The sequence below is a fragment of the Desulfuromonas sp. genome (assembly GCF_002868845.1).
Classification (GTDB): Bacteria; Desulfobacterota; Desulfuromonadia; order Desulfuromonadales; family BM501; genus BM501.
The window spans coordinates 106339-127252 of sequence record NZ_PKUB01000038.1 but is presented as its reverse complement, the minus strand read 5'-3'; the positions used below and the strand labels follow the sequence as shown (position 1 = coordinate 127252).

General features: G+C 49.3%; 17 protein-coding genes. 4 read left to right on the top strand and 13 right to left on the bottom strand.

What is annotated here, in order from left to right; genetic code table 11:
• Positions 1-103: 103 nt before the first annotated feature.
• Positions 104-574 (bottom strand): hypothetical protein, encoded by a 471-nt coding sequence (locus tag C0617_RS11405; RefSeq protein WP_291317148.1) that lies wholly within the window; start codon positions 572-574, stop codon positions 104-106.
• Positions 575-915: 341 nt separating this feature from the next.
• On the opposite strand from C0617_RS11405, the gene C0617_RS11400 reads away from it, so the two are divergent.
• On the top strand, positions 916-2886 hold the full coding sequence (locus tag C0617_RS11400; protein ID WP_291317147.1) for an N-6 DNA methylase: 1971 nt from the start codon (positions 916-918) through the stop codon (positions 2884-2886).
• Positions 2887-2928: 42 nt separating this feature from the next.
• Here the strand turns inward: C0617_RS11400 and C0617_RS11395 are convergent, their stop codons facing one another.
• The 11 genes from C0617_RS11395 to C0617_RS11345 all read right to left on the bottom strand — a co-directional run bounded on the left by C0617_RS11395 (position 2929) and on the right by C0617_RS11345 (position 16083).
• Positions 2929-4056, bottom strand: a complete 1128-nt coding sequence (locus tag C0617_RS11395) for a hypothetical protein (protein WP_291317146.1) — start codon at positions 4054-4056, stop codon at positions 2929-2931.
• A gap of 411 nt (positions 4057-4467) precedes the next feature.
• Positions 4468-5472, bottom strand: coding sequence for a site-specific integrase (locus tag C0617_RS11390; RefSeq protein ID WP_291317145.1), 1005 nt, complete (start codon positions 5470-5472; stop codon positions 4468-4470).
• Entirely contained in the window at positions 5469-5999 is a 531-nt protein-coding gene (gene radC / locus C0617_RS11385) for a DNA repair protein RadC (protein ID WP_291317144.1), read from the bottom strand. The genes C0617_RS11390 and radC overlap by 4 nt, the downstream gene beginning before the upstream one ends.
• 50 nt (positions 6000-6049) lie before the next feature.
• Positions 6050-6397 (bottom strand): hypothetical protein, encoded by a 348-nt coding sequence (locus tag C0617_RS11380; RefSeq protein ID WP_291317143.1) that lies wholly within the window; start codon positions 6395-6397, stop codon positions 6050-6052.
• A gap of 97 nt (positions 6398-6494) precedes the next feature.
• On the bottom strand, positions 6495-6728 hold the full coding sequence (locus C0617_RS11375; protein WP_291317142.1) for a hypothetical protein: 234 nt from the start codon (positions 6726-6728) through the stop codon (positions 6495-6497).
• 24 nt (positions 6729-6752) lie between these two features.
• Positions 6753-7595, bottom strand: coding sequence for a zincin-like metallopeptidase domain-containing protein (locus tag C0617_RS11370; RefSeq protein WP_291317141.1), 843 nt, complete (start codon positions 7593-7595; stop codon positions 6753-6755).
• A 98-nt stretch (positions 7596-7693) separates the two neighbouring features.
• Complete coding sequence (locus C0617_RS11365) at positions 7694-10894, bottom strand: LamG-like jellyroll fold domain-containing protein (RefSeq protein WP_291317140.1); 3201 nt, start codon at positions 10892-10894, stop codon at positions 7694-7696.
• A gap of 311 nt (positions 10895-11205) precedes the next feature.
• Positions 11206-11634 carry a MucR family transcriptional regulator gene (locus tag C0617_RS11360; RefSeq protein WP_291317139.1) on the bottom strand — a complete coding sequence of 143 codons (429 nt, stop codon included), beginning with the start codon at positions 11632-11634 and terminating at the stop codon, positions 11206-11208.
• 488 nt (positions 11635-12122) lie between these two features.
• Positions 12123-13874, bottom strand: coding sequence for a hypothetical protein (locus C0617_RS11355; protein WP_291317138.1), 1752 nt, complete (start codon positions 13872-13874; stop codon positions 12123-12125).
• Between the two features lie 535 nt (positions 13875-14409).
• Positions 14410-14967, bottom strand: coding sequence for a hypothetical protein (locus C0617_RS11350; RefSeq protein WP_291317137.1), 558 nt, complete (start codon positions 14965-14967; stop codon positions 14410-14412).
• Positions 14968-15231: 264 nt separating this feature from the next.
• Entirely contained in the window at positions 15232-16083 is an 852-nt protein-coding gene (locus tag C0617_RS11345) for a hypothetical protein (protein WP_291317136.1), read from the bottom strand.
• Between the two features lie 367 nt (positions 16084-16450).
• Here C0617_RS11345 and C0617_RS11340 point away from each other — a divergent pair, with 367 nt between their 5' ends.
• Positions 16451-16963 carry a peptidylprolyl isomerase gene (locus C0617_RS11340; protein WP_291317135.1) on the top strand — a complete coding sequence of 171 codons (513 nt, stop codon included), beginning with the start codon at positions 16451-16453 and terminating at the stop codon, positions 16961-16963.
• Between the two features lie 241 nt (positions 16964-17204).
• Complete coding sequence (locus C0617_RS11335) at positions 17205-18914, top strand: alkaline phosphatase family protein (RefSeq protein WP_291317134.1); 1710 nt, start codon at positions 17205-17207, stop codon at positions 18912-18914.
• 22 nt (positions 18915-18936) lie between these two features.
• Here C0617_RS11335 and C0617_RS11330 read toward each other — a convergent pair whose 3' ends face one another.
• The gene (locus tag C0617_RS11330; RefSeq protein WP_291317133.1) at positions 18937-20139 is read right to left on the bottom strand and encodes a class I SAM-dependent rRNA methyltransferase; all 1203 of its coding nucleotides are present in this window, start codon (positions 20137-20139) and stop codon (positions 18937-18939) included.
• Between the two features lie 131 nt (positions 20140-20270).
• Between C0617_RS11330 and C0617_RS11325 the strand changes: the two genes are divergently transcribed.
• Positions 20271-20914, top strand: a 644-nt coding sequence (locus tag C0617_RS11325; RefSeq protein ID WP_291317132.1) for a hypothetical protein, incomplete at its 3' end; no start/stop codon positions are given.

Genomic DNA, 20914 nt, shown 5'->3' with positions numbered 1-20914 from the left:
ACGCCTTCACTCCAAGAGGGTCAACGGGGACTTAAGCCTGAAATGAAAAAAGGAGCTGCCCTGCTGGAGCAACTCCTTAAGTGTAAAGCTCGCTTGAGATCCCTTAAATCTCATCCGGATCGAGTTCCTCTTCAAACCTAAGGTACTCAATGGCAGCTTTTCCATAGCGAAGGCTCTTCCCATGTAAGCTGAGATAGTTATATTTACCAGCAGCCAACATGGAAAGCACAGCAGGAAAGATGTCAAAGGGGATGGAACCGAGATAGTTGGAATCATTGCCCCTGGAAGAGATGCCTCCTATTGCTAAAGGATCTTTTTCAAAAATATCATCACTGGTCATCGCTTTAGACATCCAACGATCGGCTATCAAGGTGACATCTATCTTTCTCCCGGCAACTTTCTCAGGCCCTAGCAACTCTCCTTGAATGTTTATCGAATGATGTTCTGAATAAGGGCCAACACCAAGACGTCTCTCTTTGTTGAGGCTTACCGAAGAGGAAGGTATCCAACTTAGGATTTTGATTGGATAGGAGTCGTAGGTATCTGTTGTTTTGTTCTTTTTCTTGGGGGGCATGTGTGCTCCCAGAGTTTGATTGTTTCCACTATTTAGAAGGTTTTCACCTATTTCTTCACTTGACCACTTCTCGTGATTTTGCCCTTAGTTGTGGTAAAAATTGGGGCAAAAAAACCATCTTAGTTGGTACGCTGCCAACATAATCATTTATCTCCAACCATCTCGTCTAAAGTCACATCTCACCTGTGATAAATCTACAAACAATTCCGCTAACGACATAAAATTCCCTTAGAGACATATTCTGTCACAGCCCCCATTTATGATCAAAAAATCAGATTGCAAATCGTGCAAATTCATTATATGTTCAGCGCCAAACGAAAAACATATCCTGTGGAGAAACCATGGCAGCTAAAAAAAACACACGTTCAGCACCCAGTACAAATGAGGGGAAAACCCCCAGAGAAGCCTTCCGTAACATCCGAAACTTCCTTGCGGGTCAACATATTGGAGCCACAAGAGATGACGCTCTGCTTGACGAGGTTCTTAAATGTTTATTCTGTAAGCTCATCATAGAAAGAGGAGAAGCTGAGAATCCAACAAATGAGGAAGACCCATTTCTATTAGCAAAACATTTTCGGTCACTATTTAATATAGTAAGAGAAGACTTTCCTGAGATTTACTCACAAGATACTGAAATCTTACTAGATCCACAATCACTTAAATATGTGATGTATCAGCTAGATTTCTGCATAATGGATGCTGAGAGTGACCCTATTGGTGATGCTTTTGAAGTATTTGTTGGTGCAGAATCAAAAGGTAATTCTGGACAATTCTTTACACCCAGATCAGCAATAAAACTTCTTGTAGAAGCATTGGACCCTAAAGCAAATGAGACAGTTCTTGATCCTGCCTGTGGTGCTGGCGGCTTCCTTTCTTCAGTTTGTGGTCATCTGGGAAACAAAGGTGCTAGTCCCAAAGATATATCTGGCTCTATCTACGGCATAGATAAAGATACATATTTAGCAAAGCTTGCAAAAGTACACATTGCCCTGCTAACAGGAGAACATCCTACAGTAATAAATGGTGACAGCATCTCTTTACAAAATGGTGAAAAAAACATAAGAGAATACCTCCCAACTGCAGGGGTTGATATCATACTAACCAATCCACCATTTGGTACAAAAATCATATCCGCAACACCTGAAGTAATGCAAGAATTTGATTTAGCTCACAAGTGGACTCTTGATAAGAACACAGGCTCACTTTGCAAGAGTGACAAATTGCAAAAAAATGTTCCTCCTCAGGTACTCTTTGTAGAGCGCTGCATCTCACTACTGAAGCCAGGTGGACGGCTCGGAATGGTACTACCTGAAAGCATCCTATCTAATAAATCATATCGCCATGTCGTTAACTACATACTTGAACATTCAGAGCTTCATGCGGTAATGGGGATGCCTGAGGCACTGTTCAAAACTTCTGGCAAAGGAGGCACTCACACGAAAACTTGCCTTCTGGTTGCCACTAAGAAACCATCTAAATCAAAACCAAAGAGCTCTTCCATCTTTATGGCAGAAGCTAAATGGTGTGGTCAGGACTCAAGAGCAAGAACCATCCCCCATAACGACCTACCTCTAATTTCAGAAAGCTTTACAAAGTCAAAAGAAGGAAAATTAAAAGAGCACTCAAACCTAGGTTTCGAAATAAGCAATAAAGACATATCTAACTTCGTTCTCTGTCCCCGCTACTATGACCCCCAGGCGGACAATGAACTAAATGAACTAAGTGACACTCATCACCTTGTTAAAATGTCTACGTTGATCGAAGAGGATGCAATTAAGATAGCTACTGGCGATGAAGTAGGTAAGCTGGCCTATGGTACTGGAGATATCCCATTCATAAGAACATCGGACATAAGCAACTGGGAGATGAAAGCAGACCCGAAGCATGGTGTCTCAAGAGAAATCTATGAGAAAATAAAAGACAAACAAGACGTTAAGCCAAGTGACATTCTTATGGTAAGGGATGGTACATACCTCATTGGAACATGTGCAATAGTGAGCACAGCAGACAATGAAATGGTGTACCAAAGTCACTTATACAAAATCCGTGTCAACAAGAACCATCACAACCTGAACCCATACCTACTACTGGCGCTCTTAAGCTCAAAGGTTGTACAAAAGCAAATTAGATCAAAGCAGTTCACAATGGATATTATTGATAGCCTTGGTGACAGAATAAGCGAATTGAGGTTACCTATTCCAAAGTCTCAGGATCAAATCATCAAGATCACTGAACTAGTAAAGTCTTCCGTATACAAAAGAATTGAAGCCAGGGAACTTGCTAAAAATGCTCGTGAGCAGGTGACTATTTAAAAAGACAAGCACCTTGACCACGTGGGTCAAGGTGCTTTCTAGTTACGGTGCCTGGGTAGCCAAATTCATCCTTTGAAAGATCCCCCTTAGGAGACTTTGCACCTCAGCAATATCTAAGTCACCTTGGATTCTATTTCCATCATTGGAAATCCAGGCAATATTATTGCCATCGTGACTCCCACCAGCCTTCAGGGGATGCATATGCCCAACCTGAAACCTAGACTCTCCATGGGTTGCTGCACCCTGGAACCTGGAAAAGTCCATAGGCAACAGAGTAATAGGACAAACTGTGCCCACCTGTTGTCCAAACAGACCAGACTGTATTAGCTGTTGTCGTGCCTGAATTGGGAATCCATCAAAATGAGCTAAATCCTGCAGGAGCCTTCTCTCAACAGACCAGCATTCTTCAAGGGTAGCGTGTTGATAATCCATCTTTAGGCATTCCCACCGCTTTGCTCTATTGGTTTGAACTTCCCCTGTCTGCGCTCGATCTGTCTTGTAGCATTTTGTTGCTATCTTATCCCTATTTTTGCTTGTTAATATCTCTCTAAATATTGGCCTTGCAGAGATTAGCCAACTTGGATCCGCAGTGTGCACTAGTCGTATGTTAGCGGCTACATGTAAAGGGTCAAGGTCGTTATCCACATAGGTCAGCGCCGACTCATAAGGCGTACCCCTGCTATCCCTTGAACTAAAGCCTCTTAGCATATCAACATGACCATTAGATGTAGTCAGTAGCCTTAAAGCTTCAGTAAATATACCTAAACATTCTTGAAAGGGTACCGACCTTTCATCATGCCCAGGAGAGAATTCACCACGATAGTTTTCAAAGCTATTGGGTCTGGTTTTAATTATTTCACCCCTGACCCAGCGAGTTTTCATTTTTGTAGAATTAATCCCTAAGTTGGTTAGCTCAATCAGGAATGAAAATCTAAACAATGAGCTAACGACGTACTTCAGTTCTGCTCTATTTAACCTAAGGCCTAGCCTGTTTATATAGCCATGAACCTGCTCTGCACCATTGTTATCCTGCGCAATTATCCAATCAACAATATCAGCGAACCTAAAGTCTGGAGCCCTACCTCCAAGTGCTGGCCCACCAAAGGAGTCGCTGACCGACACCCTTTCACTCTCCTCAAGCTGCGCTCTCAATTCATCAGAAAATGGCATACGAGTCCCTTTCGTAAAAGTTAGAACTCTTATACCAAAATATGGGATGAAGTATCAAGAGGACTGCCTATCCCCTTTTTGTTGCACTACTTCAACCACTTACAGGACTTTGACGCAGATAATGACGCTGAATTGATGCAGATTTCCTGTATTTGGCCTCCATCAGAGGTTGCTCCTAGTGCTGGTCCTCATGTTCTTCCGCTCCGCTTGGCAAGCGTGATTCGGTATTATGGATCACGGTTGACGAGTGGATTCCTTCCATTGCTGTACGAGGGGAATTATATGTTGACTATATGCAGGTAGGGTTGATGCTTGGTGGGCTGTTTAGTTGATTCGGAGCTGCGGTCGGTGGGATTATGCTTGTCGGGGGCTTGGAGTGCCGCCGACGGCATATCAAGATAGGTTGTCTGTTTAGTCTTCCAGTACGGTTACTGCATGAGCGAGTTTATGGGGTGCGAGGTGTGCGTATCTCTCCGTGACTTGGATCGTGCCGTGACCCAGCATTTCCTTGACCACGTACAAGTCGATTCCTGCATTGACCATTCGTGAAGCGGTTGTGTGTCGGAGTGCATGTAGGACGAATTCTTTCTCCCCTTCCAATCCAAGTTCCTTCCTGACCCACCTCCATGCCGTCTCTGCTTGGTGGGGTTTGAGAGTGAATGGTTGAATCGGATTATCTGTTCTCCTCCTCTCCAGTATCCCTCGTACTCTCCGTGTCATCGGAATGCTCCTGGGCCTGTCGCCTTTGTTAACCCAGATAGAGATTAGGCCCGAGTCAAAGTCCACGTCCTCGTAATGCATGTTCAGTGCTTCGGATAGGCGCATACCCGTATCCACTAACACTTCCACTAAATCGGCTACATCAGGAAAATACTGCCTCCTCGTTCCATGGTCCGTCTGACGCAAGAGGTTAACGATTTTAGCCTCCTCAGGCTTCGATATAACTCTAAGCCTACTGCTACGTTCCTTTTTTAACTTAATCGCTCCTGAGGGCTGTTTTGCTTGTTTAAGGACTGTTTTTAAGCAGGCTAAATATCTATTAATTGTTGCGACACTATAGCCTTTTGATTCGAGAGTCTTAGTAAGTTGAGATATTGTGCTTTCGGTGATGTCAGAAACCTTCATGTTTCCAATTATTGCCGCTAAGTTGATTGCTCGTCTGTAAGAGCGCATGGAATCCTTTCCGTGTTTCCATCTCGCTTCATACGTCTGATCTATTGCGTCGAGAAGTAGTGTCCTTGCTCCTTGTTCCTGAGGTGTGAGTTTCGATCTGTTGAGTATCTTCTGACGCTCAGCTGCTTCGACTGCTCGTGCTTCTCGTTTCGTTGTCTTCCCTGTGCTGAAGAAATAGCGCTTACCTTTTATTGTGAAATTTGCAGTGAAGATCTTGCTTCCCTTACGACGATAGACGCTCATAAAATCCCCCTATCGGCAAACGAGACATATTCCTCCTCACAGATGACTACGTGATCCAGGAGCCGGATACCGAGCAAATCACAACACTCCTTCAATCTGGTCGTTATCTCCATATCCTCCTTGGAAGGTGTCGGGTCTTGGCTTGGGTGGTTGTGGATCAGTACGATTGCTGCTGCTGAGGATAGGAGGACTGATTTCATGACCTCCCGTGGGTGGACTATCGAACTGCTCAGGGAGCCTACTGATACGGTGTCGATGCAGATGATTCGATTCTTCGTGTTCAGATGCAGGGCGATGAAATGTTCCTTCGTCTCCTGAACGAGGGATTGGAACAGGTGGTAAACGTCCCTTGAGGAACTGATGCGCCTGTCTCGTATCGGGTAGTCGGGTAAGGATTCCCTGATGGTTAATGTTTCGTAGATCGGTTTGATGACCTTGAATCTGAGAGTCTTTGGTTTAGTGAGTGCCACGTTCTCCTCCTTGAAATGAGAAAAGGCGGGAGCTCTACCCCTCATGGGTATGCTCACCGCCTTCTGCGTTTGATCTGTTACTTGTCCTGCTGCTTGTGTCTGTGCTGTTAAGCGAACTGGTTAGCGAGTATGGAAGCGATTGCGGTTATGGACATGCTCCTCCAGGCCCTCCCTAACACCTCCTCGATGGCGTGGGAGTCCTGGAGGAAGATGCTGTCTATGGGGTCCTCCTCCTTCCCGATGTACGCATCGAATCCTATGTAGTCGAGTCGGGTGTTGACTGTCAGGACGAATAACGTTGCTCCTGATTTGAACGTATGGATATCGTCTGTTGTCCCTGCTGAGAGGCGATAGCTGATGCAGTCGTAATCCATCAGCAGCCCCCTGTTCAGGAGTCCGAATTCTCGTGCTTCGTTCCATGTCATCGTTCTGATGGTCGGGTGGATCTGGGTCATGATGTGCCCTCCATAAAAGAGAAAAGGGGCATTAGCCCCAATTGGCCTAGCCCCTTTTTCTCGATGTGTTTGAGTTTTTGCTCTCTTGCTCGTACTGCTACTCTCCCCTTACCTCCTGCACATAATCCAGCATCAGAGCCTTGCCCTTTGCCTTCCTCCTTGCGAGTTTCGCCTCGTATCCCTTCCGCAGATGTGATGCTCCATTAGCAATAGCGCCGGTCATATCCGTAACGCAATTGCACGACCTGGTGACTTGAAACGTTGCCTCTTTACCTGCGATGGCTGTGAGGTCCGTTACTGCTGATGTGATGTGCTTGATGGATTTGAACATGGTGGATCTCCTTTCTGGGTTGGGTTAATTGTCCTGCTCGGGTTTGCGGTTAAGGATGTAATCTGCTGCTCGTTGCGCTTGTGCTGCTGCGTGGACCAGGAGCTTCTTGTCCCCCTTCAGGACTCGTAGCCAGCCCTGGATATATGCAGCACTGTTCTCCAACGTCGCCTGTTCGATCCCTGAAACTCCGCACAACATGGATGCTCCAAACTCTGCGACTAGCTCCTCCTGCGAATAGGTATGGCTGCCGAAGTACGAGGTCTCTGTGATCCCTTTACGCCCTAAGCGATTCGGATGTCCTGTTGCGTGGGATAGTTCGTGGAATGCTGTGCTGTAGAATTCTTCAGGGGAGTGGAATGAATCTTTGGGAGGGAGTTGGATGTAATCAAGGTGGGGTGAGTAATAGGCTCTGTGACCGCCGAAGCGTATGTCTGGTTTCTGTTGCATGTTGCTGATGACCTGTTCTGCTTGCTGGATCGGCTTGAACGGATTGACCTGTTCCTCCTCCTCTGGTGGTGGGTCGATACATTCGGTCTGGTCCAAGTTGAATACGTTGTAGTAGCGGAGTAGTGGAACCTTTCTCTCCTCGCCTCCCTCGTCCCTGTTCAGCAGTTTCCAGAACACGACCTGCGTTGCCTTCTCTCCCTTGCGTATCCCTCCTCCTTTCTCCTTTGCTTGCTTGAAGGTGAGCCAGTATGGGCTTGAGTAGGGGGAGCAGTTGAGGAGGAACTGATTGATACCTCGATACTCCTTCCTGCTGACAATGTTCCTCGGGCCTCCTCTACAGGCCCATGGCTTTCTCCATGGGATCTCTCCTTTCTCCAATAGTTCCATAATCCGATTCGTTACCATGTCGTACACGTTCATGTAGACCTCCTTGGGATGGGGTTGTGTGCTGAGAGCACAAAAAAAGCCCCCATCCGAAGACAGGGGCTTTAGGTTGATCAGTTATGTGAATCGGAAGTTTAGTTGCGCTTACGCCTTACCAGTCCAAATCCTGCACCAGCAGCAGCTAGGAGCCACCAGCCGTTGAGAATGGGAACACGAGAAGGCTCTATGGAATTGACCCCTGAGGGGGTATCTGTTTCTTGCTCGCTACAGGCATCACCAAGGCCATCTCCATCACTATCAAGCTGATCTGGGTTGTCAATCAACGGACAGTTGTCTACCCCATCATCAAAACCATCTAAATCCGAATCACTATTATTGGGGTCCATTCCAAGTGTGCACTCATTTAAACCAGACAATCCATCACCATCAGGGTCACCAACACCACAATCTTCAACACCATAGAATTTAAGGTTCTTAAGATCTAACACATTGTTAGATGACTCTGCCAACAACCCAATGGACAATGTAACCCCAACGCCAGCCCACCTTGAGACATCTAGCAAGCCAGTGCCTCCCCAAGCTTCACTGCCAATTTCAAATCCATATTTTTGGAAAACAACTTCGTCATTAATTGAAATGTAAAATAATGCATCAGGCTCAATTGTTGCCGTGGCATAGTCTAACGACATAAACAGGGCATCCGGATCCAAGTTGAATTCATGATATACATAAACTGGTGACCCGGATATCAACCTAACTATCTCTTCTGCTCCTTTTGCTAGCCTAATTGCAGAACCCGTTGGCCCCAACAAGAACACTTCAAAAGGAATCTGCACAATTGCCTCAGTTATTAGATTCTCAACCTTTGAAACAGTTGCAATGTCACTTTCTTCAAAAACAAAACTATATATCCATGGTTTATTCTCTAAAACATTACCGTGAAAAACTGTCTGTGAATCAACTGCCCAATTAAACCCTACTTTGTCCGCATTTGAGACTAAGTTATTTGTAAATTTCCCTTCCCCTGCTACGGTGTCGAAATACCAAAGCACTGCCCCAGTGTGATCTTGGTCATTCAAAACCGCATTAAAGGAATCAATATACGGTACGCCGTGGTTTTTTGTCACAGTACCGGTAAAGGTTAAACCAAAGAGTTTTATTGAGAACTCGTCAAACTCTCCGTTGTTAGCAATATAGTTCTCTATTAAGACTTCTTCTCCGAGCTTCTCTCCAAGTATAGATATATTTTTATATAGATCCAAATCATAGTATGTCTTAACATATAAAGCAACGGCTTCAGTTATTTTTTCGACAAACTCTTCGGCTAATTTACCTTCTAGCGAATCGGAATCAACCTCGATGGATGTTTCTATTCTCTCTGGTGGATCGATAAGTATAATTCGTTCAATATGATTTGAATATTTGTCATAAAAATAATCATTTGAGTTGCTTAGGCTTAGCGAATTAACAACGACACCCGCTCCGAGACTTTGTCCGATAAAATGAACGTTATTGTTAAACGACAACCCTGAACGTGATTCGGCCTCTTCAAAAAGTTCTGCCAAGCCCAAGCTAAAGAACAAAGACTGCGGGCCAACATTTTTTACCGGAGGCAAGTCTCCATGTGACTCCTTCTCCCAGTTCCACACAATTACATTTGGATCACCATTCCTAATCTTCAACTCCCTTATCACCTCTTTAAGATATGGTCTAAGCTCAATATTTGTTTCTGGATTATTTATTTGTTCATGAGTTAAAAAATATTCCTCTTTTTTGGCAGGCCTCCAACCGTGAACAAACACATAGGTTTGCTTTGTAGGATCAATTAGTTGTGCCAACTCTGAAATTGTGCCCCTCCGCAAGAAACAACTGTCAGATGTAACCCCTTCAACTACTTCCAGATGCTCATTTATGCCATGAGGCTTTTCAATTGGATCCAGGGTTTTTCCACGCTCTAACTCTTCACCAATGCTGCTCAGCACAAGAACTTCGCCAACTTCTAGGTTTCTATTATAGATTCTAAAATTATCAATTTTTACATTGCCAGACTGTACTTGAGCATGTCCGGGTCTTGCCCAAACATAATCGTATGCTCCTATTAGCATGTCCATTGTCGGGTCAATGCTTCCATAAGTCAAAAGCTCTTCCGTTTGCGCAGCTAAACCATCAACATAAAGCGTCATTGCTTCTTCTTGCTTGTTAACCACAAGGGCAATGCTATGCCACTCACCTAATTGTATGCTAGTTTCAATTGTTTGTTTAGTAGCACTAGTGTAAGCTTCCGGCTGTATTGCACCAACCAGCTTGGGGTTTTCTGTGTCGGCTACTACTAAAACAACCCCTTCTCTCCAATCCCCACCCTGCAAAGTAAAAAGCTTAACTCCATTATCCATATAGTAATCATCAACACTTCCTACATAAAAATCAAAGGCAATTGAAAAACTTTCGGAACCCGGAACAAAGGGGGGACTGACTCGTACGTAATTGCCGAGACTTATGTCTACAGCCTCGCCAGTAACACCTGAGACGAAACCTGGGCTTCCAGTGACATGGCCATGGATGCCATTTCCACTCAGATCAAAAACAGTCCCATCAAAAGGATAATAGGCCACCAAGCCTTCGCTCACTGAGCCGCTTTCACTTTTGTCGGTCAAGTGATAAATTTGCTCTACTTCATCCCCCTGCAAAACCCTATTGTAAAACCTTACTTCATCAACTAAGCCTCGGAACAAGTCTTTTGGATAAAACTTGAAAGCACCGATTGCAAACTGATCTTGAATTGGGTATCCAGAATAATTTGCAGTATCAACTAGATTATTATTAACATATATTTCATACAAACCGTTGTCCCATGTGGCAACGACATGAATCCAATCCTGTGTATTCTCTATGGTAAACACACTAGCACTTTGCTCTATTGCCCCAATTCCGTAATGTAGTCCATTGTTTTCTTGAATTAGGTAAACTCGTGCCCCACCATTTGGTGCGTGAGGCATGAAGTTTGAGATTATGTATGAGGCGCCATCTGTTTGTGTTGATGTGTCTAAAGTGTTTGGCTTAAAAAACACGGAAAAACTACCGGTTTCTGACAAAATCGAACCAGAAAGATTAACATAATCATCAACACCATCTAAATTTACAGCACTCCCAGATACACCAGCCGCATAAGAAGGGCCTCCAAACTTAGTGCCATGATTACCATTTCCACTCAGATCATTCACATTCCCATCTAGGGGGTAATAAGCAACTAACCCTTCGTTTAGATCGGCATAGGCAGTGGAAATGCTGCAAACAAACAATAGAGTCATTCCAAGTAATGCAACCAGCTTCTTCAATTCTTCCTCCTCCAAACAGGCGTTGACATGGCAAACAGACAGGCGTCAAGGACACTTAGCCCGGTCGCACATTGTTGCAAGTTTGGAGCCAGTTAATTTAAATTTTCTATTTCCCCTTGACCGACGCTTGCTTAGAGATAGTCCTCCTGGGCAACGGAAAAACAGCCCTTACCATTTTTGCAACTTTTAGAGACATATCACCCAACAAGAGTGGCATATGCCCCGCTTCCCCCAAGGCAGACACAAGAAAAGCCCCCAAGCTCATGAAAAGCAAGGAGGCTCTAGGTGGTGCAGTATGTCCAGTACTCAGATCACTTCTTCTTGCCAGCCCTAGCAGCTCTCGCCTTAGCCAACCCTGCACCTAAATCCTTCTCAATAGCCATATTCCTGCGGGACTCAGAATAATCCCTAGCAGCAAGGGCTTGAGTCCTGGGGATGTCGAACTGTTTCCTGTATTCCTTAGCAGTCATTTCGTGGGCTGTCTTCAAGTGGCGAGCAAGGGTCTTCATTCCCTTGCCGCAAATCATGCAGATGATCTGTTTTTTTCCGAATGCTTTCCTCTTGGAAATAGCAGGAGCAGTTTCCTCCTCTGCTGCGACTTCAGGAGTCTCACCTTTCTCGATAGCAGACAATGCTTTGTAGACATCGCTGATTTCGGTGATGAGGTCTTCTTTGGACATGGGTGATTTGGAAGCGTGAGCAGTTACGATTTCAGTAGCCATTTCGAGTAGAGTTGACATTGAAAGCCTCCTGTTGGGGTTGTCGAATATGGATTGCTTATAGCATGTGAATTTGTGTCTTTAAAATACAGAATTTTGTTTAGGCATAGATTTGTTTGTTGCGATTAGGAGGTGATATTTTGATTCCTGTTGAAATGCGTAGGAATTGAAGTGAAAGAGGCATGACCTTGTGGGGCCATACCTCTTACTGAAACGTGAAAATCATATTGGTACAGTTCCTATATGCTCAACCCTCGTCCTCCGGAAATTACGGACGAAACCCGCATAAACACTGGCCTTGAGGGCGTTTTGTGCCGGGTAATGAGGTTGTTTCTTTAATAGTTTCAATTCTACTACTAACAGAAGATACAGAACCATAACGCTAGAAATAAATCAAGAACATATCACTAGAGTCAAAACTAATATACAACAAGTACTAGGTTCGTGTACCAAACACGAACTCAGTGTATCAAGAACGAATTAAAACAAAATTAGTACTGCTATCAGACTTATGATTCAGGATTCTTTTCCTTAAGTATTTTCCTAGTATCAATTTCTACAGTATCATTAAACGTGGCAATACACCTGTTCGATTGATTCCATATTAGCTGTCTTTCTTTTTGTTTCGGATCTATATTAGCTATCTGACTAAATAAGTACATCGGATCATCTCTGTTCAGAGTTTCATGCACTGGTTTCATTCTCTTCAATCTTGATGTTTTAATGGTACTAGGCCCTCTTGAGAGGGCTAGTGGTTTCATAGTTCCTAAAGCTGCTATCAATCTGTTTGTATGTGGTATTCCTCTTTGAACAATTGTTGTTTCATCTGTAAATGCATCTTCAAGTGTCAACCTAAGCGTGAAACCATCTCTCTTAAGCAGGAGGTTGAGTTCTGTTATATACGCTCGCTTCATGCAATCGAGTACGATATCTGCATGTCTATCAGTACTTATAAAACTGTCATGGATACAAAGAACAGGTATCCGCTTATCGGTCATTTCCTTGATGACACGATAAGCTATGCATGAATCAACATACTGAGATTTAAGGCCTTCACCAGACTTGAGAAAATCACTTACCAGTGGATGATATGCAACAATTTCATCATACAGTTTACTAAGGTCATTTTCTCCATCAGGATAATCAGCTGGATTCTTCCTCATGTCCTCTCGGATAGCGCTTAAGCAGGACCTTTTCCCATCAGCGTTAATCGCCGTTAGAAACAACTTCTTGTAATAGGGTCTCTTATTCTCGGGATCATTATCCTTGCTCACAACATACGGTAGGAGGCCTAAATCAGAAAGTTTCTTGCCTACCATGGCGTACAGGATATGGACATGCATCCCCGAGAAATCATTCTCAACAACACACCTGCCATCGATAAGCATATGGGGCCTGACATCACTCGGAGCCGCTTGCCACCAGCCCCCATAGAACCTGCCACCTGATATAAAGTTCCCGTTACTAAAGATCCTCCTGGTCCTCTTCCGCGAGAGGTCCAGGTATAGGGGCCTCTTACGCTCCTTCTCCGGCACGTATACGGCCAAGTCAAGGTCAATGTAGGTTTTAGCTATCAGATCGTTATAGCGTTCAAGTACGTTGCGCCATCGCTTGGTGTTGTCGTTATCCGTATAAGGGTCCAGTTGCTTGATTTTCACAATAGGCCTGACCCTTTTCCCTTGCCTGTTCTTGGTGGTGATCTTTTTCTTTACTGGCTTCTTCTTCCGGACTACGAGTTCCTGATCAGGGAACACATAGATCATTTCTTCCATTACGTCGTGCTCCTCCTCAAGGAAACGTATTAGCTTCTCTGTCGCACGGATACGGGTCTGGAAGCCATTAACGAACCCCTTGCGCCGATAGCCCTTCTTATACTCGACATAATCGCAACTGAGCAGGTAGTCAATACTGTCTTTCAGTAACCGATACCCAATCTCAAACCTGTTGTATCGCCTTATCAGCTTAAAAGCACCCTCATCCTTCCCAAGACCAACTCTCAGATAACGGTCCTTACGCCCCTTGTAATTGTGATACAGGTCACATACTAATACTTTCAGATGCTTCTTGAATTTAGATGTCTTCTTTCCATGCTGCTCACACAGGGCACCTATCGCGCTATCCACTTCAGGCGCTTTCGAGGTCCTATGGATCTCAAGAGGCCTAGCATTCAGAAACGGGTTAAAGTCATCTTCCACTTCATCAGACATCACGCTTTCGGAATCGCTACCATCATCCCTATCCTTAACGTCTTCAGAACTCATGACTCCGTATCCTTTTGTCCTGAGAAATGACCCCAGGGGTTACAAATAGTCCTCAGGCCCTTTCCATATATATCTAACAGTCCTAGTTTTCCGCTAAGTGAAATCCGAAATCCGGATAAAATAATATTCTCCTACACCAGACTCCATGCTCCACAGGCAACAGGCGGACCATTGACACTCGTTAATATTTCTCTTGACACTACATTGGTACTCTTTTAATATCACCTTCAACACATATTGCAGATGAGTATTGGGACTATTCCACAGGGGTGGCTTAGTCCCTCTTTTTTTGTGTTGAGTGGGCAAGCGTCTCCTAGACGTTGTCAGATGGACATGAGTATTCGGTTCTGACTTGTCCGCGAGGTCGGTTGCCGCCTTGTGCTGCGGCATTTGATAGCCATTGGGTTCCAAAGTTAGTGCTAAAGAAATCGCCGTTAAATGTACGATTATGGCCATGGGGTAGGCAGCAGCATTTGTCTTCCTTCAGAGATAAATGAAGCCCCAGAGAGGTTGTCCCTGGGGCTCATTTGCCAGCCTAGCTCGCCTTGGTAATCGCTTTCTTCTTGGCCTCCTTTTCGGCTTTCTTGGCCAAGTAGGCTTCCAGCTTCTCCTGGTAGAGGGTTTCGATATCCCCATCAGTGACAGCCTTGAACTTGCCAGTGCGACGGTGGTATTTCATCGCCTCCGTATCCAGCTCCTTCCGAGCTGCAGTATGAAGCTGGCTCTTGATTCTGGGCATAACGTCAAGGGGCTTAATTGCCTTACGAATACGAGCAACCCACTTCTCGTCGGCCTTAAGCTCATCACCCTTAGCAAGCTCAGCCAATTCCACAACCAGATCGGTGGTAACTCCAGGTGCAATACCAAGACCATCAATGGCAGCCTTGAAGACTTCCATGGGGTCAGCGGCATCACTCGTTTGAGGACCAACAGGCGTAGGACCTTCAGGGACGGTTCCGCTCTCAGCGACAACAGAGGCAGCAGTCCCTTCAGGCACATGGGGAGAGACCACAGGGGTAGTAGGGGTAGCAGGGGTAACATCAGCAGCAGGGGCGACAGGGGCAGCAGTAACGGTTTCATTTTCAATGCTCATTGTTTTTCTCCTCTAATAGGTATTCAGTTATTTGAATATAGTTTTGGTTGTCAGTTGCGGGTTATTGCATCGGGTTGATCTCTAAGGCGGGTCTCGCATGTCTGCACCTCCAATCTGTCAATCTTGACTGGAGCCTAACATGCTGTTTTTATTGCATCTACGTGATTTTTGCGGCAGAAGTAGACTTGTGCCGCTACAGGTAAGGTAGGGTGAAGATTTTTTCTATTGGAGGAAGTGAGAAGCTAATTTAGATGGGGGTCTGGACTATTTGGCGGGGTGTTTTGTGCAGGGAGGGACCTTGCTCATGCTGAAGCCAGAAGTGTTCTCATGGCGGTTGATTCCTGTCTTCTCTTGGTTCTCGATTCTCTTGAGAGCCCCTGTCACTTCTCGCGTGAACGATAAATATGCATAACCTGTTTCGGACTTGAGGTAGGTCTCACTGCTGCGATACTTGTCTCTGAATATTCTTTCACACGCTTGCCTCTTCGTGCAGGTGCAGCCTCCAGAGAGGTCTGCCATGAGGAACTCTTTCAACTCCTTATGCTTGGGCTTATCTACCTCGTGGCGCTTAATGGCATTCCTCCGGTGATGCTCAGATGGCGACAGCTCAACTACTTTTATTTCCACTTCCTTACGAGAAGGTGCACTACCCCTGCCATTCAGAAATTCAAACAAGGCATCTATATCAACGTCAATTTTTCCACCCTTAGCTGACTTACTTAACCAGCTTAAAAAGTCATCTCTCGAAAATGAACCCATCTTAGAATCTACGCTAACAACACCCTCTTCTTCATAATTTTCATAATCACTAGTAGGAACATCTACATGCTTGACACCTCCATGTGCCAATGCGTCGAAAATGCATTTATTCCACTTGCCATACTTCTCATCAAACACCTGCTCAACAGGCGTCAAGTCCCTATCGTACTCATTGTTAAGACCGTTATTGATAACAGCCTCCCTGTCAACTATAAAAAATTCATCTGTTTCACCAAACCCACCAACAATTTCAGTCTCAAAAGAGGCCATCATCACAACTGTATTCCAAAATGTCCAAACAGGATTAGAGGCATAAGACTTATAATCTTCTTTAGAAAACCGCTGCCACTCGAACATCACTAACTCCTATACGTAATCCAACTCTTTTAAAGCCTCCAACAAAACTCCAGGCCTATATCTCTTCCCATACCTGCCCGTTGTTATACTACTATTCGAGTGACCAAGCAACTCAGCAGCGCCAGAACATCTTCACCTACAACAACTGCGCTGTATAGATATCTTGCTTTTTCCCGTGAATCGTGGCAAGATCGTGGATCTTTTTGCACCGCGTTTTGCTACACGTAGCGCTACCTGGTGGCACCTAAGTACCTGGAATCATTACAGCATAACAGATTCCGGCCTTCGGCACCACTGACATTGCACGGGCCGGGAGAAACCTCCCGGCCCTTTGATTTACTGCCTGAAAAGACAAGGGAGACAGACCATGAGCACACAGAACCCCGTCGTCAAACTGGAAACCTCCATGGGCGACATCACTGCCGAACTGAATGCCGAGAAAGCCCCGAAGAGCGTGGAGAACTTCCTGTCCTACGTCAAGGACGGCTTCTACGACGGGACCGTGTTCCACCGGGTCATCGAGGACTTCATGATCCAGGGCGGCGGCATGACCGAAGACCTGACGGAGAAGAAGACCCGGGCCAAGATCAAGAATGAAGCCGACAACGGCCTGAAGAACGAACGCGGCACCCTCGCCATGGCCCGCACCCAGGTGGTCAACAGCGCCACCTCCCAGTTCTTCATCAACACGGTGGACAACGACTTCCTCGACCACCGCTCCAAGACCCCCATGGGCTACGGTTACGCGGTCTTCGGCAAGGTGACCGAGGGGATGGAGACCGTCGACGCCATTCGCAAAGTGGCCACCGGCAACCAGGGCATGCACCAGGACGTGCCCAACGAACCGGTCCTGATCATCAAAGCGACGGTCGTCGAATAAACAGACCTGCTCCTTCCAAAACGAAAGCCGGAACCTTCAGGGGTTCCGGCTTTTTTTTTTGGGCCTCTCGCTTCCCCCCCGTCTGTCTCCGCAGGCGGGCGGGAGTACCTGGAACGCCCATGAAGACAACGGAAGAGCTAACCTGGCCATCCCGGAAGGGGTCATTTCCTCCGCCCCTCGGGGCAAAACCAAGCCAGACCGGGGAGACCTGTTATAATGAACAGCAACCCATCCCCTGACCATGCACGCGACGCGATTAAAAAAAGGCCTCTACTCTCTCTACTACGGCCTCAAGCTCTTCCCCTTCCGCAAGGAGCGCCAGGCGCGCCTGCTCGAGGGACGACGGCGGGGCTTTGTGGGCATCCAGATCGACGGCCTCTCCTTCCCCCACCTGAGCCAGGCCCTTGACCGGGGCTACCTGCCCCACATCGAGCGCTTTCTGCGCTGCGGCAACAAACTCATCGAGTACCGGGCCGGCCTGCCCAGCACCACCCCGGCCGCCCAGGCGGTCATCTTCTACGGCGCCGAAAGCGACATCCCTGCATTCCGCTGGTTCGAACGGGAGACCGGCCAGGTGCTCACCTGCAACGACCCGGACCACGTCCAGTCCTGCAGGGAAAAGCTCTTTCCAGGCCGCCCCGGCCTGCTCGAGGGGGGCTCCTCCTATTCGAACATCCTCGACGGCGGGGCCGCGCGCAGCGTCTTCACCGTCTCATCTCCCCACCCCCAGACCCTTTTCGGCCGCATGGGGGGCCTGCGCATCGTGCTCATGCTGATTCTCCACCCCCTGCGCGCCTTCCGCATGCTCGGGGCCTCGGTGCTCGAATACTTCGCCAACCGCAAGGACGAGTGGTACGGACGCCGCAAAAGGCGCTGGCGAACGAGCGAGGGGCTGTTCCCTTTCATCCGCATCTTCTGCAACGTCATCCTGCGCGAACTGCAGACCTTTGGGGTGATCGCCGACGTCTACGCCGGGGTGCCCAACATCTATACCACCTACAGCGGCTACGACGAACTGGCCCACCATTTCGGTCCCGACTCCTGGCCGGCCCTGCGCAACCTTCGCTACATCGACAAACGCATCGGGGAGATCATGAGGGCCGTGAACTACGGCGCCGGGGCCGACTACCAGCTGGTCCTCCTCTCGGACCACGGCCAGACCCCGGGTTATCCCTTCCAGAGCCGCTTCGGGGCCACCCTGGGGGAGGCGGTGAGTGCCTTTCTTCGGGAACAGCAGGAGGCGGCGGTCTCCTCTGGGCCCCTGGAATTCACCCGCATCCAGCTCGGCTTTCTGCGCGAGGAGCTCGACTCCCGCACCCAGGGCTGGCGCCACCGCGTTTACCGCGCGACAAAGGATTTCCTGCAGCGCAAGATCCAGGACCTGGTCCCCGAGACCCTCAAGGTCGACCCCGAGGGGGGGGTGGTGATTACCTATTCCAGCTCCCTGGCCCACCTCTATATCACGGGCACCCGGAAGCGCCTGAGCTGGCGCGAAGTGGAGCGGGTCCAGCCCCTGCTGCTGCGCTTCTTGAGCCGGCACAAGGGGATCGGATTCGTGGTGGGGGTGGGGGAGGAGGACGAGGTCTGGTTCTTCCACGGGGGAGGCACGCTCTGCACGACGCCGGACTCCGACCCGCCGACGGCCGACCTGGAGTTCCTGCGCCCCTACGGGGTTCCCCACGACGTGGTGGAGGAGGTGCGCCGCTACGCCCGAAGCGAGCTCTGCGGGGATCTGGTCCTATTCGGGGCGTACGACGGGGAAGAGATCGCCTGCTTCGACGACCAGGTCGGCGGCCACGGGTCGGTGGGCGGAGAGCAGTCCAGGCCCTTCCTCATCCTCCCCCTCGGCCACCCGGTGCTGGAGCGGCGCTGGCACTCGGGCTACGAGTTCCTCTACCACGAGGTCTTCCGGCCCTGCCTGGAGGAGGCGGCAGACGCTCCGCCCGCCTGAGTTTCCCGACGCGACCGCCTGGTCAACCCCGGACCCCGACGACGTATTTGAGGTACCGCCCCTCGGGAAAAGACACCGGATAAGGAAAATCCTCCGGCTGCCCCGCAGTGCCGATCACCCGCAGCTCGCAGCCGGCCTGCAGAGCGCCCCGCCGCAGCTCTTTGAGGTAGTCAGCCCAATCGACCTTCTGGTGGTTGGAGCAGGTGACGAGGAGGCCGCCCGGGGGGAGCAGGGCCAGGGCGGCGGCGACCAGGTCCGAGGTGCCGCCGCGGGTGGTGAAGCGGCTCTTCTTGGTAGTGGAGAAGGAGGGCGGGTCCATGAGGATGGCGTCGAAGCGCCTCCCCTCCTTCGCCATCGCCTCAAGGGCCTTGAAGCAGTCGCCGGCGATAAACTCGTGACGCTTGGGGTTGAGGCGGTTGGCGGCGAAGTTGTCCCGGGCCCAGTCGAGATAGCCGGTGGAAGCGTCGACGCTGGTCACCCGGGAGGCGCCGGCCGCGGCGGCGGCCACCGAAAAGGCCCCGGTGTAGGCGAAGAGGTTGAGGAAGCTCTTGCCGGAAAGGCGGGCGGCCAGGTCGCGGCGGTTGGTCCGTTGGTCGAGGAACAGCCCGGTGTTGAGACCCTCTTCGAGCTCCACCATGAAGGTCAGCCCGTTCTCCAATACCGGCAGCCGTCCCGGGGCGGCCGAGCCGGCCAAGAGCCTGCTGTAGCGCTTCGACCCGCCCTTGGCGGCGAGCTTGCGGGTCTGCTGGGGGCGCAGCTTCTCGTAGATTCCCGCAGGGTCCTCCAGGCGCTGCAGGGCCTGCACGAGCAGCGGAAGGTGGGGGCGCCAGGCGGCGCTGAAGCTCTGCACCATGAGGTGCTCGCCGTAGCGGTCGACGGTGAGGCCGGGCAGGCCGTCTCCCTCGCCGTTGACGAGGCGGTAAGCGGTCGTATCGGAGAGATCTAGGTAGTCGCGGCGCAGGGCGACCGCCCGCTCCAAGGACTTCTCCATCCAGGTCCGCCCTGGCCGCGTCCCCGGGGGGCCGAGCACCCGGGCCGCGATGCGCTCGGCCGGGTCGAGCAGGGCCGCGGCGAGCCCCCTGCCCTTCTCGTCGCACAGATCGACCACCTCGCCGGCCTGCGCCGCCGGCCACTTTTTGGTGTACCGGTCGGCGACCACCCAGGGGTGGCCGAGCTCGAGCATGCGGACCGTTTCGGGCCCGACGATGAATCGCCTCTTGTCCATGTGCAAATTCCTTTCAAAAACGGGCCCTGGATTGTACTGAAGATTCTCTCCCCCGCCAAGCCCAAACGCCTTTTTTCCCTCATTCCCCTGTGTTAAACTTCCGGCCACACACTACGCCCGCGAGGAACGCTATGAGCGAAACACCCAAGTCCAAGGCAGAAATGGTCATCGAACGCATTATGGGGGATCTCGACCCCGGCTCCGACCGCTACCAGGTCCTGGCCACGGCCAAGCAGTTCAAGTCGTCCTGGGTGGAGCTCGGGTCGAAACTGCAGCAGGTCCAGCAGGGGGGGCTCTTCCGCGACTGGGGCTACGACTCCTTCGAGGATTACTGCTCCCGGGAGATCCGCATCAAGCGCCCGACCGCCGAAAAGCTCACCCTCGCCTACCGCTACATGGAGAAAGAAGAGCCCGAACTGCTCGCCCGGCAGGGGGAGTTGAAACCTTTGCCCGACTACCGTTCGGTGGACCTGCTGCGCCAGGCCCGACAGGAGAAGGACTTCTCCGACGAGGAATACGCCGAACTGCGCAAGGCGGTCGTGGAGGACGATCGCAGCCATCCGACGGTCCTCAAGCGCTTCAAAGAGGTGAGCGCCGCCCACGGCGAGGGGCCCGGCGCTGTGGTCCTGCTCAAAAGCGGCCTGAACGCCGCCCGTCGCCTCGAGGGAGTCATCGACCAGCTTGACCAGGTCTCCACAGAACAGCGCCGAACCGTCTCGGACCTCATCCGCCAACTCGAGCGCGAGGTCGAGGCGGCACAGTCGCCTCCCGTCGA

Excerpts from the sequence above, each read along its gene's own strand:
- C0617_RS11405 (WP_291317148.1), bottom strand. The coding sequence starts at position 574 with ATGCCCCCCAAGAAAAAGAACAAAACAACAGATACCTACGACTCCTAT.
- C0617_RS11400 (WP_291317147.1), top strand. The coding sequence starts at position 916 with ATGGCAGCTAAAAAAAACACACGTTCAGCACCCAGTACAAATGAGGGG.
- C0617_RS11395 (WP_291317146.1), bottom strand. The coding sequence starts at position 4,056 with ATGCCATTTTCTGATGAATTGAGAGCGCAGCTTGAGGAGAGTGAAAGG.
- C0617_RS11390 (WP_291317145.1), bottom strand. The coding sequence starts at position 5,472 with ATGAGCGTCTATCGTCGTAAGGGAAGCAAGATCTTCACTGCAAATTTC.
- C0617_RS11380 (WP_291317143.1), bottom strand. The coding sequence starts at position 6,397 with ATGACCCAGATCCACCCGACCATCAGAACGATGACATGGAACGAAGCA.
- C0617_RS11375 (WP_291317142.1), bottom strand. The coding sequence starts at position 6,728 with ATGTTCAAATCCATCAAGCACATCACATCAGCAGTAACGGACCTCACA.
- C0617_RS11370 (WP_291317141.1), bottom strand. The coding sequence starts at position 7,595 with ATGAACGTGTACGACATGGTAACGAATCGGATTATGGAACTATTGGAG.
- C0617_RS11360 (WP_291317139.1), bottom strand. The coding sequence starts at position 11,634 with ATGTCAACTCTACTCGAAATGGCTACTGAAATCGTAACTGCTCACGCT.
- C0617_RS11355 (WP_291317138.1), bottom strand. The coding sequence starts at position 13,874 with ATGAGTTCTGAAGACGTTAAGGATAGGGATGATGGTAGCGATTCCGAA.
- C0617_RS11350 (WP_291317137.1), bottom strand. The coding sequence starts at position 14,967 with ATGAGCATTGAAAATGAAACCGTTACTGCTGCCCCTGTCGCCCCTGCT.
- C0617_RS11345 (WP_291317136.1), bottom strand. The coding sequence starts at position 16,083 with ATGTTCGAGTGGCAGCGGTTTTCTAAAGAAGATTATAAGTCTTATGCC.
- C0617_RS11340 (WP_291317135.1), top strand. The coding sequence starts at position 16,451 with ATGAGCACACAGAACCCCGTCGTCAAACTGGAAACCTCCATGGGCGAC.
- C0617_RS11335 (WP_291317134.1), top strand. The coding sequence starts at position 17,205 with ATGCACGCGACGCGATTAAAAAAAGGCCTCTACTCTCTCTACTACGGC.
- C0617_RS11330 (WP_291317133.1), bottom strand. The coding sequence starts at position 20,139 with ATGGACAAGAGGCGATTCATCGTCGGGCCCGAAACGGTCCGCATGCTC.